Annotated in this window: 12 protein-coding genes; 7 read left to right on the top strand and 5 right to left on the bottom strand. The window is 64.9% G+C overall.

The genetic code is table 11. The features are described from left to right. Positions 1 to 88: 88 nt before the first annotated feature. On the top strand, positions 89 to 574 hold the full coding sequence (locus K414_RS0117260; RefSeq protein ID WP_032365805.1) for a hypothetical protein: 486 nt from the start codon (positions 89 to 91) through the stop codon (positions 572 to 574). A 22-nt stretch (positions 575 to 596) separates the two neighbouring features. On the opposite strand, the gene K414_RS27255 is transcribed toward K414_RS0117260, so the two are convergent. Further along, a complete protein-coding gene (locus tag K414_RS27255) occupies positions 597 to 1634 on the bottom strand; it encodes a tRNA (adenine-N1)-methyltransferase (protein ID WP_268987853.1) in 1038 nt (345 codons plus the stop codon). Positions 1635 to 1859: 225 nt separating this feature from the next. Between K414_RS27255 and K414_RS27250 the strand changes: the two genes are divergently transcribed. Further along, positions 1860 to 2666, top strand: coding sequence for a RecB family exonuclease (locus K414_RS27250; RefSeq protein ID WP_045841904.1), 807 nt, complete (start codon positions 1860 to 1862; stop codon positions 2664 to 2666). A gap of 53 nt (positions 2667 to 2719) precedes the next feature. Beyond that, positions 2720 to 3475, top strand: coding sequence for a thioesterase family protein (locus K414_RS0117245; protein WP_230073646.1), 756 nt, complete (start codon positions 2720 to 2722; stop codon positions 3473 to 3475). 33 nt (positions 3476 to 3508) lie between these two features. On the opposite strand, the gene hisG is transcribed toward K414_RS0117245, so the two are convergent. The 4 genes from hisG to metH are packed head-to-tail and all read right to left on the bottom strand — an operon-like array spanning position 3509 to position 8962. Beyond that, positions 3509 to 4360, bottom strand: a complete 852-nt coding sequence (gene hisG, locus K414_RS0117240) for an ATP phosphoribosyltransferase (protein ID WP_027497081.1) — start codon at positions 4358 to 4360, stop codon at positions 3509 to 3511. 48 nt (positions 4361 to 4408) lie between these two features. Beyond that, on the bottom strand, positions 4409 to 4672 hold the full coding sequence (locus tag K414_RS0117235) for a phosphoribosyl-ATP diphosphatase (RefSeq protein WP_027497080.1): 264 nt from the start codon (positions 4670 to 4672) through the stop codon (positions 4409 to 4411). A gap of 59 nt (positions 4673 to 4731) precedes the next feature. Continuing rightward, positions 4732 to 5400, bottom strand: a complete 669-nt coding sequence (locus K414_RS0117230; protein ID WP_037219356.1) for an HAD family phosphatase — start codon at positions 5398 to 5400, stop codon at positions 4732 to 4734. Beyond that, positions 5393 to 8962: a methionine synthase gene (gene metH / locus K414_RS0117225; RefSeq protein ID WP_032388388.1), complete on the bottom strand. Its 3570-nt coding sequence runs from the start codon at positions 8960 to 8962 to the stop codon at positions 5393 to 5395. The genes K414_RS0117230 and metH overlap by 8 nt, the downstream gene beginning before the upstream one ends. 50 nt (positions 8963 to 9012) lie before the next feature. On the opposite strand from metH, the gene K414_RS0117220 reads away from it, so the two are divergent. The 4 genes from K414_RS0117220 (at position 9013) to K414_RS0117205 (ending at position 13281) form a co-directional block, all read left to right on the top strand. After that, on the top strand, positions 9013 to 10047 hold the full coding sequence (locus K414_RS0117220; RefSeq protein WP_237606210.1) for a PAC2 family protein: 1035 nt from the start codon (positions 9013 to 9015) through the stop codon (positions 10045 to 10047). 101 nt (positions 10048 to 10148) lie between these two features. Continuing rightward, complete coding sequence (locus K414_RS0117215; RefSeq protein ID WP_027497076.1) at positions 10149 to 10496, top strand: hypothetical protein; 348 nt, start codon at positions 10149 to 10151, stop codon at positions 10494 to 10496. Further along, positions 10496 to 12985 (top strand): nitrite reductase large subunit NirB, encoded by a 2490-nt coding sequence (nirB, locus tag K414_RS0117210; protein WP_027497075.1) that lies wholly within the window; start codon positions 10496 to 10498, stop codon positions 12983 to 12985. The genes K414_RS0117215 and nirB overlap by 1 nt, the downstream gene beginning before the upstream one ends. Further along, on the top strand, positions 12982 to 13281 hold the full coding sequence (locus K414_RS0117205; RefSeq protein ID WP_027497074.1) for a Rieske (2Fe-2S) protein: 300 nt from the start codon (positions 12982 to 12984) through the stop codon (positions 13279 to 13281). Before nirB ends, K414_RS0117205 begins: the two co-directional genes overlap by 4 nt. The last annotated feature ends 77 nt before the right edge of the window (positions 13282 to 13358 follow it).

Genomic DNA, 13358 nt, shown 5'->3' with positions numbered 1-13358 from the left:
GCGGCCCCGAAAGGCCATCCCAGTTCATGTTAGCCTCACCTGACCAAACGATCGACAGACGACGGAATCAGGGGCCTCACCAGTGAAAATGCGTATTCTCTCGGCAAGCGTCGCAGTAGCCGCGGTGGCTCTGGTGGGTGCAGGATGCAGTTCGAGCGATGAATCCGATCACGCCGATCACAATTCCGCGTCGACCAGCGACTCCATGCCGACGACCACCGCCGGGCCGGCTGTCACAGCACCTACCGTCGCCGAGCTGCAGACCTCGCTGCAGCAGCTGGTCGCACCGGACGTGGACGCCGCGACCAAGGCTGCGGCAGTCGAGAACGGTCAGGCGCGCCTGACGAACCTGGAGACGATGACCGCCGCACTGGCGAACTACGGAGCGATCACCTTCGAGGTGTCGGAGCCGACCGTCGCCGGCGAGACGTCCACCGCGGACGTCGCCATCGCCACCCCACGCGGGACCGCGGCTCCGGCACCGCAGACCTGGGTGCTGATCGATGGCACCTGGAAGCTGTCGGACGCCAGCACGTGCCAGATCCTGGCCATGGGCCAGGCACCCTGCGTCTGAGTCGGCAGCCGAGCCTGCAGCGTCAGCCCTTACCGGAACGACGCTGCGGTTTCGGGGTCACGGTGCCCTCGGCGAGGCGTCGAACGCTGACGAGGAATGCCGTGTGACCCTGCATGCGGTGCTCGGGGCGAACCGCGAGACCCACCACGTGCCAGCCGCGAACCATCGACTCCCACGATCGAGGTTCGGTCCAGCACTCCTGTGCGCGTAGCGCCTCGACGACCTTGGACAGCTGCGTCACCGTGGCCACGTAGACCAGCAGCACCCCACCGGGGACGAGGGCCTTGGACACCGCGGGCAACGCGTCCCACGGCGCGAGCATGTCCAGGACCACCCGATCGACCTGCTCACCCGGACGATCGACACCGAACTGGTCGACGTCTGCCACGGTCAAGTGCCAGTTCGACGGGCGCTCGCCGAAGAACGTCTCGACGTTCTTCACGGCATAGTCGGCGTGGTCCTGCCGGATCTCGTAGGAGATGACCGTTCCTTCTGTACCGACTGCACGCAGCAGTGAGCACGTCAGAGCGCCGGATCCTGCACCGGCCTCGAGCACCCGTGCGCCGGGGAACATGTCACCCTCGTGCACGATCTGCGCCGCGTCCTTGGGGTAGATCACCTGGGCGCCGCGGGGCATCGAGAGCACGTAGTCGGTCAGCAGCGGCCGCAGCGCGAGGTAGGGGGTGCCGTTGACGGAGGTGACGACGCTGCCCTCGTCGGCACCGAGCAGTTTGTCGTGAGTGATGCCGCCGCGGTGAGTATGGAATTCCTTACCGGCTTCCAGTACCACCGTGTAGTGACGACCCTTGCCGTCGGTGAGCTGAACTCGATCGCCCACTCGAAACGGCCCACTGCGGGCGGGGCCGGTCTCCGCCGGTGCGTCGGCAGCTGTGCCGTCGGCAGCTGGAGTGGCCTCCGCGCCGGACGTGACATTCGGGTCGAGTTCGATCTCGTCGGTCGTGGCAGTGACCACGTCGTCCGCACTGGGCAGCGATGCGTCGGCCGTGGCGTCGGCCTCGAATCCGTCGGTCGACGCGGATGTGGAATCACCGGAGGACACAGCGGACCTGCTTTCGTTGCGATGTGACGCTCGGCCTCGATCGGCAGGCGTCGGGGGACGACTCGACGTGCCAGACTACGGCCTTCACCGAAGATGTCGGACCAGCGGCATAGTCTCGCAGTCGTGAGTATTTCCGTGTCGAGCCCCATCGACTTACCTCTTCTCGATGTCGGTGACAGCGCCGGCGTACCGCGTTCGAGGTCCGGCAACCGCAGTACCCCGGCTCTGTCTCCTTCTCGCGCAGGTGATTTCAAGCAGTGCCCACTGTTGTATCGCTTCCGTGCCGTGGACCGACTTCCCGAGGTCTCCACCGAAGCTCAGGTGAAGGGAACTGTGGTGCATGCCGCACTCGAGGCCCTGTACGCACTCCCTGCCCGCGATCGAGTGCCCACCACAGCCCGCGACCTGGTGGACCCGGCCTGGGATCGGGTCGTCGCCGAGTCACCCGACATCGCGTCGCTGGTTCCGGCGGACGACCGTCCGGCGTTTCTCGACCGGGCTCGTGCCCTGGTGGACGGGTACTACGAACTCGAAGATCCCACGCACTTCGACCCCGAGTCCTGCGAACAGCGCGTCGAGATCGCGTTGGACGACGGAACGCCGCTGCGCGGATTCATCGACCGGATCGACGTTGCACCCAACGGAATGATTCGCGTCGTCGATTACAAGACCGGACGTGCGCCGCGTGAGTTCACCGAATCCAAGGCTCTGTTCCAGATGAAGTTCTATGCGCTGATGATCATGCGCATGCGCGGAGTCGTTCCCGCGCAACTGAAGTTGATGTACCTCGCCGACAAGCAGGAGCTGACGTACGCCCCAGACGAGGGTGAGCTGCTGCGCTTCGAGCGCATGCTCTCGGCCATCTGGAAGGCGATTCTGGCGGCCGGTGAGACAGGCGACTTCCGCGCCAAGAAAGGCGCACTGTGCAAGTGGTGCGATCACCGGGCACTGTGCCCCGAGTTCGGCGGCACTCCCCCGCCGTACCCCGGTTGGCCGCAGGCGGCTGCGGAGCAGGAGGAGACGGAGCTGTGACGAGTCCGGACGCCTTCTTCGTTCCTGCCGGTGTCGACGACGACGGTTACGAGATCGTCACCGCCACCGAGCACACCGTCAGCCTGTGGGCACCGACGATGCAGCACGGCGCTCCGCCGTCCGCGTTGTTGGTCCGCGCACTCGAGCGGGTCGACGCCAGACCCGATACTCGAATCAGCCGGGTGGTCGTCGACATACTCGGACCTGTTCCGGTGTCGGACATCACGATTCGCGCATGGACGGCGCGGCCGGGCGCAAATGTCGAACTCGTCGTCGCCGAACTCTGGGCTCGAGGATCAGCGGGGCCGGCGCGAGCGGTGGCGCGGGGCAGCGCATGGCGTATGCGTACCGAGCCCACCGACGACGTCGTGCACGTGGGCGATCCGGTGATGCGACCGGTGAGCGCCGGCGTCGACAGCACCTTCGGCGGACTCTGGACCTCCGGATACCTCGACGCGGTCGAGTTCAAGTTCCTCACCGAGCTCGGCGCAGCGGGGCCCGGTGAAGTGTGGGCGAAGCCGACTCCTGTTCTGGTGCAGGGTGAGTCGATGACGCCACTCGAACGGCTGTTCTCGATTGCCGACATCGCCAACGGTGTGGGTGCGAAATTGCCGATCGAGCAGTGGACGTTCCTGAACACCGATCTGACGGTGCACGTCTTCCGTGAACCCCAGGGCGACTGGATCGGAGTATCGGCCGAGACGTCGACGGGTCCGGACGGCATCGCCATGTGCGCAGGCACCCTCAGTGACGAACTGGGGCCGGTCGGGCGCATCGCCCAAACTGTGCTGGTTCGCCGACGCGCGTGATCGTGGCGGAACGACGGGCGTTCCGCCACGCACTCAGAACGCTCGGCAGGACCTGATGTCGGAGGCGAGAATGGCTTTCGCGCCCAGTTCTGCGAGCTCGTCCATCACGTTGTTGTGGACCTTGCGAGAGACCATGGCGCGCACGGCAACCCAGTTGTCGTCGACCATCGGTGCGAGCGTAGGTGATTCGATGCCGGGGGTGATCTTGACGGCTTCGTCGAGGATCGACTTGGGGCAGTCGTAATCGAGCATCAGGTACTGCTGGGCGAAGACGACGCCCTGTACGCGGGCGATGAGTTGCTTGCGTGCGGAGTCGGTTCCCGGGGCGCCTGCGCGCTCGATGAGTACGCCCTCCGAATCGCAGAGCGATTCGCCGAACGCGACTAGATTGTTCTGACGCAGTGAGCGACCCGACTCGACCACGTCCGCGATGGCGTCGGCGACACCGAGTTGAATGGAGATCTCCACGGCCCCGTCGAGACGGATCACCGTGGCCTCCAAGCCGCGCTCGGCCAGGTCCTTACGCACCAGATTGGGGTACGAGGTGGCGATGCGCAGTCCGCCCAAGTCCTCGGGTGCCCATTCCTTGCCCGCGGGTGCCGCGTAGCGGAACGTCGACCGGCCGAATCCGAGCGCCAGGCGCTCTTCGACCGCTGCCCCGGAATCGAGAGCCAGGTCTCGTCCGGTGATGCCCAGATCGAGCTGGCCCGACCCGACGTAGATGGCAATGTCCTTGGGACGGAGAAAGAAGAATTCGACCCCGTTGGCCGGGTCGAGGACGGTCAGATCCTTGGAGTCGCTCCGACGCCGGTAGCCGGCCTCGCTGAGGATCTCGGCGGCGGATTCGGACAACGCGCCCTTGTTGGGTACGGCTACACGCAGCATGGAGTTTTCCTTCATCGGTGAGTTCACAGGAGACGTTCGGGCCTTGCCTCACAGATGTCGGTAGACGTCCTCGAGCTCGATTCCCCTACCCACCATCATGACCTGAACCCAGTACAGCAGCTGCGAAATTTCTTCGGCGAGTGCAGCGTCGCTCTCGTGTTCGGCGGCGATCCACACCTCGCCGGCCTCTTCGAGGACCTTCTTTCCCTGGAAATGAACACCTGCGTCCAACGCAGCGACGGTGCCCGAGCCCTCGGGGCGGGTCTTCGCGCGGTCGGTGAGCTCGGCGAACAGGGAATCGAAAGTCTTCACGGAGTCGTATTCTTTCACGTCGGTATCCAGCGGAATCAATTCGGTCGAGATTCGAGGAGTCAGGCCGCCCAGGCCCGCCGGACGTCGTCGGCGGTCAGTCCGACCAGACCGTCGCGGATGGTGTATCCCGGCGCTGCCGGAACCGCCACCTCAGACGGGACGACCAGTACCGGGCAGCCTGCAGTATGTGCGGATAGGGAGCCTGTCGGAGAATCCTCCACTGCAAGGCACGCACCGACGTCGACGCCGAGCAGTGCGGCACCCCGCAGGTACGGCGCCGGGTGCGGTTTCCCGAACTCGACTTCGTCGCCGCTGACGGTGATGTCGAAATAGTCGCGCCCGAGTGTCTCCAGTGCACGCTCGACGAGCCCGCGTTCGGTGTTGGTGACCAATCCGGTCGCCAGGCCCATGTCGCGTACGAGTGCAAGAGCATCCTTGGCACCGGGCCGCCACGGAATACCCTCGGCGAACATGTCGCCGACGCGCGTGGTCAACCACTCGCGGCCCTCGGCCAGGTTGTCGTCGCTGACCGCAACCGATGCATTGGCGAGCACTTTGCGCAAGGCGTCTCGCATCGAATTGCCGAGGGTGCTCTCGCGTACTTCCGCGCTGAGTTCGGTTCCCAGTGTGCGGGAGTACTCACCGATGGCCACGTCCCAGATCTTCTCCGAGTCGAGCAGGGTGCCGTCCATGTCCCACAGGACACCGTGCAGGTGGGTTCTAGACATTGAAGTACTTGGCCTCCGGGTGGTGAAGTACGAACGCATCGGTCGACTGTTCGGGGTGCAGCTGCAGTTCCTCGGAGAGCTTGACGCCGATTCGCTCGGGTTCGAGGAGTGCGGCGAGCTTGATCCGGTCCTCGAGATCGGGGCATGCCCCGTAGCCGAACGAGTAACGAGCTCCGCGGTATTCGAGTTTGAAGTACCCCTCGGCCTCGGTGGGATCCTCCGCGGCGACCGATTTGCCGTCGGACAGTTTCAGTTCCTCGCGCACTCGGCGATGCCAGTATTCGGCGAGAGCCTCGGTCAGCTGAACTCCGATCCCGTGCACCTCGAGGTAATCGCGGTACGCGTCGGCTGCGAACAATTCGTTCGCGAAGTCCGCGATGGGCTGCCCCATGGTGACCAGGTTCATCGGCAGCACGTCGACTTGCCCGGATTCCCTTGCGGCAGTGCGTGATCGGACGAAGTCCGCGATGCAGAGGAAGCGGTCGCGGTGCTGGCGGGGGAACGTGAACCGAAAGCGTTCGGGCGCATCGGGTTCGGGCTCGGTGAGCACGACGACGTCGTCGCCCTCCGAAACGGCCGGGAAGTATCCGTACACCAATGCGGCGTGCGCGAGAATGCCGTCCGTGCTCAGCCGATCCAGCCAATACCGCAGGCGCGGTTTACCTTCCGACTCCACCAGATCCTCGTAAGTGGCACCCTCACCCTTGCGGGCTCCTCGTAGGCCCCACTGCCCCAGGAACAGTGCACGTTCGTCGAGCAGCCCCGAATAATCGGCCAGGGATACGCCTCGGACGATGCGGGTGCCCCAGAACGGTGGTACCGGAATGTCGATGTCCGCAGCGACGTCGGATCGCTCGGGTACCACGACCGGAGCCTCGGCGGCCTTGCGCTTCTCCGCGATGCGCTTGGACCTCTCGTGACGTTCCTTGCGCTCGGCGGCCTTCGCCTTCGCTTCGAGTGCCTCCGGACTGTCGGGGGCCGGACCGCCACCGCGCTTGGTGGTCATGATGGTGTCCATCAAACGCAGGCCCTCGAACGCGTCCCGCGCATAGTGCACGTCGCCTTCGTACACGTCCTGCAGATCGTTCTCGACGTATGACCGCGTCAACGCAGCTCCGCCGAGAAGCACCGGAAATTGCTCCGCCACGCCGCGGGAGTTGAGCTCGATCAGGTTGTCCTTCATGACCACCGTCGACTTCACCAGTAGCCCGGACATGCCGATCACGTCTGCGCGTTTGTCCAACGCGGCTTCGAGAATGGTCGAAATCGGCTGCTTGATACCGAGATTGACAACTTCGTAGCCGTTGTTGCTCAGGATGATGTCGACGAGGTTCTTGCCGATGTCGTGCACGTCGCCCTTGACGGTGCCGAGCACGATGCGACCCTTGCCGTCGTCGTCCGTCGCTTCCATGTGTGGCTCCAAGTACGCCACGGCAGCCTTCATGACCTCGGCGGACGCCAGCACGAACGGCAACTGCATCTGGCCGGAACCGAACAGCTCGCCGACGGTCTTCATGCCCGACAGCAACGTCTCGTTGATGATCTCGAGAGGCGGCTTCTCGGCCATCGCGGCGTCGAGATCTGTGTCGAGGCCGTTGCGTTCGCCGTCGACGATGCGGCGTTCGAGCCGCTCGAACAACGGCAGCCGACCCAGTTCCTCGGCGCGCGATTCCCGGGCCGATGCTGCCGAGACGCCCTCGAACAGCTGCATGAGCTTCTGCAGCGGGTCGTAGCCTTCGCGGCGTCGGTCGTACACCAGATCCAGAGCGGTCTCGCGTTGCTCGTCGGGAATCTTGTTCATCGGCAGGATCTTCGACGCGTGCACGATGGCGGTGTCGAGGCCGGCCTGGGTGCACTCGTGCAGGAAGACCGAGTTCAGCACCTGCCGGGCAGCAGGGTTGAGGCCGAACGAGATGTTCGACAATCCGAGGGTGGTGTGCACCTTCGGATACTTCTCCTTGAGCTGCCGGATCGCCTCGATGGTCTCGATGCCGTCGCGTCGAACCTCTTCCTGGCCGGTGGAGATCGGGAAGGTGAGGGTGTCGACGATGATGTCCTCGTGGCGCAGGCCCCAGTTCTCGGTGATGTCGGTGATCAGGCGATCGGCGACACGCACCTTCCATTCGGCAGTACGCGCCTGCCCCTCCTCGTCGATGGTCAGAGCCACGACGGCGGCACCGTGTTCCTTGACCAGATGCATGATCTTCTGGAACCGCGAGTCGGGACCGTCGCCGTCCTCGTAGTTGACCGAGTTGACGGCGCTACGTCCACCGAGGTGCTCGAGGCCGGCTTCGAGCACGGCCGGTTCTGTGGAATCGAGCATGATCGGCAGCGTCGACGCAGTCGCCAATCTGCTGGCGAGTGCGGCCATGTCGGCGGCACCGTCGCGGCCGACGTAGTCGACGTTGAGGTCCAACATGTGCGCGCCGTCGCGGGTCTGATCCTTGGCGATGTCGAGGCACTTCTCGTAGTCCTCGGCGAGCATCGCGTCACGAAATGCCTTGGAGCCGTTGGAGTTGGTGCGCTCGCCGATCATCAGGATGCTGGCGTCCTGCTCGAACGGCACTGCGGTGTAGAGCGAGGAGACGCCTGGCTCCGGGGCCGGCTTCCGTTCCAGCTTCGTCGCCCCGTGCACCATGTCGGCAACCTGACGAATGTGCTCGGGGGTGGTGCCGCAGCATCCGCCGACGAGTGCCAGCCCGTACTCGCGGACGAAACCGCTCAGAGCGTCGGCCAATTCGGGGGCGGTCAGTGGGTATTCAGCACCCTTCGCGCCCAACGTGGGCAGTCCGGCATTGGGCATCACCGATACCGGAAGACGGGAATGCTTGGACAGGTGGCGCAGGTGTTCGCTCATCTCGGCGGGGCCGGTGGCGCAGTTCAGTCCGATCATGTCGATGCCCAGCGGTTCGAGCGCAGTGAGGGCTGCACCGATCTCGCTGCCGACCAGCATTGCGCCCGTCGTCTCGACCGTCACATGGGTGATGATCGGGATTCGGACGCCGAGCTTGTCCATGGCGTGCTGGCTACCGATGATCGCGGCCTTGACCTGCAGCAGGTCCTGGCACGTCTCGACCAGAATGGCGTCGGCACCGCCGTCGATCATTCCCAGAGCGGCTTCGGTGTACGCGTCGCGCAGCCGTGCGAACGGGGCGTGGCCGAGTGTGGGGAGCTTGGTTCCGGGGCCCATGGAACCCAGGACGTACCGATCCATCCCGTCGCGGCCGGGTCCCATTTCGTCCGCAGTCTCCCGGGCCAGCCGGGTGCCTTTCTCGGCCAACTCGCGGATTCGATCCTCGATGTCGTAGTCGGCCAAGTTGGGTAGGTTGCATCCGAACGTGTTCGTTTCCACGGCGTCTGCGCCGGCCGCGAAGTACTCGCGATGAATCTCGCGCAGCACGTCGGGCCTGGTGTGGTTCAGAATCTCGTTGCATCCCTCGAGGCCGAGAAAGTCGTCGAGAGTGAGGTCGGCGTCCTGGAGCATCGTGCCCATTGCTCCGTCGCCGATGACAACGCGACGTGAAATCGCATCGAGCAGACCGGGCTTGTGTTGATCGGGCATCACTACAGAGTAGTGGGCACCACGGTTACCTCGAGTCGTAGGCTGTCGTGGTGAGTCCCCGAAACCTCGATGATCAGTCCCCGCCCGACGACGGTACCGACAAAATGGACAAATCAGTTGCCGCCGCGGACATCCCCTTGGACGCCGCGCTGATCGAGGCCGTGCAGGATGCTGTGGCGAACGCCACAGACGCCGACGCCGATTACGACGAGGACCATCTGGACGACGACATTCCCGAGCTGCGCTCCCCCATACTGGTCGCCGCTTTCGAGGGCTGGAACGACGCAGGCGATGCGGCGAGCGGCGCGGTCGAACATCTGGAGCTGATCTGGGACGCCAGCCCGCTGGCCGAGCTGGACTCCGAGGACTACTACGACTACCAGGTCAATCGGCCGACCGTTCGTCAGGTCGACGGGGTCACCCGCGAGATCGAGTGGCCGTCGACTCGATTGTCGGTGTGTTCACCGCCCGGGAGCGACCGTGACGTGGTCCTGTTGCGCGGTATCGAGCCCAACATGCGGTGGCGCAGCTTCTGCGACGACCTGCTCGAGTTCGTCGAGCAGCTGGGCGTCGAAACCGTCGTCATTCTCGGCGCGCTGCTGGCGGACACCCCGCACACCAGGCCGGTTCCGGTCACCGGCACTGCCTACAGCACCGAGTCGGCCGAACAGTTCAACCTGGAGCAGACCCGCTACGAGGGGCCCACCGGTATCACCGGCGTTCTGCAGGACGAATGTGTCAAGGCAGGGGTGCCGGCCGTGTCGTTCTGGGCTGCTGTCCCCCATTACGTGTCGCAGCCACCGAATCCGAAGGCCACCGTGGCGTTGCTGCAGCGGGTCGAAGACGTACTCGACATCGAGGTGCCGCTCGGCGAGCTGCCCACGCAGGCCGAGGAGTGGGAGGAGGCGGTCAACGAGATGACCAAAGAGGACGAGGAGATCAGCGAGTACGTGCGCAGTCTCGAGGAGCGTGGTGACGCCGAGGTGGACATGTCCGATGCGATCGCCAAGATCGACGGTGACGCCATCGCCGCCGAGTTCGAGAAGTACCTCCGGCGGCGCGGCCCGGGCAACTTCGGGCTCTGACCCGAACGCACACGAGGAGCCGGGAGCCGGTGAGGTCTTTCTGATGCCGACGTAACGTCACCGCAGCGGTGGCGTCACCCCGACACCGGAGCCTCGTGGGTATGGCCAGCACACCGCGATTTCTGCAAGGCGTCTTCTCCTTCACCGGCAACGGTCTGGACAAGCCCGAGTTGATCGATCCCAGCCTGAGTTTCGTCGTCCCCGAGGGGGTGACGGCTCAGCCGCTGTACTTCCGGGGCGGTAATTCGAGCGATGAGCTGGTGGTCGTGACCTTGCTGCGCGACGGCAGCCCGATGCGTATGTTCCCGATGGGAGCGAAGAGCGGCGTCAACATTCCGTTGCGGGTCGTCGAGGACGTCGATCCCGATACCGTGCTCGAGCTGGTGATCGCGGCCCCTGCCGGAACCAGCGGAGAGGTCGTCGTCGACTTCGGTCTGGTGCTGGTCTGATGACTGCGGGAAAACAGCGATTGCTGGTGATCGGCAACGGAATGGCCGGTGCCCGGACGGTAGAACAGATCCTCGAGCGAGACGGCAGCTCGCTGTTCGACATCACGATGATCGGCGACGAACCGTACGGCAATTACAACCGCATCATGCTCTCCCACGTGCTGTCCGGTGAGGCCACCGTCGACGACGAGGATCTCGTTCTCAACCCCATGAGTTGGTACAGCGAGAACGGCGTGACGTTGCACGTGGGCGATCGAGCCGTGTCGCTCGACCGGTTCTCCAAAACGGTTGTCTGCGAAAGCGGTCGGTCCGTCGACTACGACGTACTGATCATCGCCACCGGTAGCAACACGTTCTTCCCGAACATGGACGGTCTGCGCGAGTCCGACGGCAGGCTGGCACGTGGGGTGTTCGGATTCCGCACGATCGCCGACACCAACGGCATGTTGCAGATGGCGCAGTCACGCGACGACGTGTCGGCGGTGGTGATCGGCGGCGGACTGCTCGGTCTCGAAGCAGCGTACGGACTGCGGACGCAGGGGCTGGACGTGAACGTGGTGCACTCCCCCGGGCACCTGATGAACCAGCAGCTCGACGAGCGCGGTGGACGAGTGTTGCGCAACAAGATCGAGTCGCTCGGCGTCGGTGTCCACACCTCGAAGAGGACCACCTCGGTGTTGCGGTCGGACGACGGTACCGTCATCGGCGTCGGTTTCAACGACGGCACCTCGCTGGACGCCGACATGGTCGTCGTGACCGCCGGAATTCGGCCCAGTGTCGATTTTGCCCGCGCCGGCGGCCTGGTCATCGAACGCGGAATCGTCGTCGACGACCAATTACGTTGCGAGGACGAGGGTTCCATCTATGCCGTCGGCGAATGCTGTCAGCACCGCGGTGAGGTGTACGGCCTCGTCGCGCCCCTCTGGGAGCAGGCCGCTGTCCTGGCCGATGTACTCACCGGTGCCGATCCCGCTGCCGCGTATCACGGTTCGCGTCTGACGACCAAGCTCAAGGTGGCCGGCGTCGACGTCGCGTCGATGGGGATCACCGCGCCTGAGCGCGACGACGACGAATTCGTTCAGTTCTACGAACCACGCAGTGGCACGTACAAATCGGTCATCGTGCGGAACAACAAGCTCGTCGGCGCCACTCTGCTGGGCGACATCTCCAAGGCCAACTTTCTCACCCAGGCGTTCGACGAGAAGGTGCCGCTGCCCGACGAGCGCATCAGCATGCTCTTCGACATGGGAACGCCCTCTGCGGCAACAGGAGCCGCCGAACTGGCAGACGACGTTCAGGTGTGCAACTGCAACGGCGTCACCAAGGGCGCCATCGTGGCCTGCGTGCACGCGGGCGCGAAGAATCTGAGCGACGTGACCGCGAAGACCCGAGCAGGCAAGGGATGTGGATCCTGCAAGGGGTTGGTGAAAGACATCATCGCGTGCGCATCCGGTGGCGCGGTCGAAGCGGACCCCACCGCAGACCGGTACGTGCCGTGTATCCCGATGACGAAGCCGGAACTGATCGAAGCGATCAGGTCGCGAGACCTCCGGGCAGTCTCGCAGGTGTTCACGGCGCTTGCGACCGATGGCGTCGAGGACGCCGCCGCCAAGATGCCGCTGGCGTCACTGCTGCGCACCGTCTGGGGTCCGGATTGGGTGGACGAGCGCGGCGCACTGTTCATCAACGACCGGGTGCACGCCAACATTCAGCGGGACGGCACGTTCTCGGTGGTACCGCAGATGAAGGGTGGCGTCACCACCCCGGATCAACTGCGCAAGATCGCCGACGTCGCCGACAAGTACCACGTCCCGCTGGTCAAGGTCACCGGCGGACAGCGCATCGACCTCCTCGGGATCAAGAAGGAAGACCTACCCAAGGTGTGGGGCGATCTGGATATGCCTTCCGGCTTCGCCTACGGCAAGAGCATGCGCACGGTGAAAACCTGTGTGGGCAGCGACTTCTGCCGCTTCGGTCTCGGCGACTCGACGGCTCTCGGCATCGCGCTCGAAGAGCGGTTCCAAGGGTTGGAGACTCCCGCGAAACTCAAACTCGCGGTCGCCGGCTGCCCGCGCAACTGCTCGGAGGCGCTGTGCAAGGACTTCGGCGTGGTCTCGGTCGGCGAGGACAGGTGGGAGATCTACGTCGGCGGCGCGGCCGGGGCTCACATCCGCAAGGGAGATCTGTTGGCCACCGTGACAGGAGCCGAGGAGGTGATGACAGTGGCAGGCAGATTCATCCAGCACTATCGGGAGAACGCGCAGTGGCTCGAACGGACGTACGCCTGGGTTCCGCGCATCGGCTTGGAGGAACTGCAGAGCGTTCTGATCGACGACCGTGACGGCATCGTCGCCGGACTCGACGAGCGACTGCAAACATCGGTCGACGGCTACGTGGACCCATGGCAGGACCGCACGGCACCCAAATCGCCCGCGCAGTTCGCACCCTCGCTGCCACTGCTCCCGCTGCCACAGGTGCCGGTCCGATGAGCGTGCCAGTGGGAGCGCTGGAAGATCTGACTCCGGGCGAGGGACGGGCCTACGTCGTGGACGGTCAGCAGGTCGCGGTGTTCCTGCTCGGTGACGGTTCGGTGCGCGCGATGGACGCCGTCTGCCCGCACCGGGGCGGGCCACTGGCCGACGGCCAGATCGACGGGTCCGTAGTCGTCTGCCCACTTCACCAATACGCCTTCTCCCTCGACGACGGCACCTGCCCGAGTGGAATCTCGTCGGTCCGCACCTACCCCGCGGCCGTGGTGAACGGAAAAGTGACCGTGGAGCTGTAACCGGCACGGTTGAACAACTGGCACTCCTACCCCCTACCCTGTTCCAGTGACCGAATCAGGCGAGGACGCACGGCTGG

It is taken from the genome of Rhodococcus sp. JG-3 (assembly GCF_000482405.1).
In the GTDB taxonomy this organism is placed as follows: domain Bacteria; phylum Actinomycetota; class Actinomycetes; order Mycobacteriales; family Mycobacteriaceae; genus Rhodococcoides; species Rhodococcoides fascians.
The sequence above is the reverse complement of the archived record's forward strand: the minus strand, read 5'-3'. Positions and strand labels throughout refer to the sequence as shown.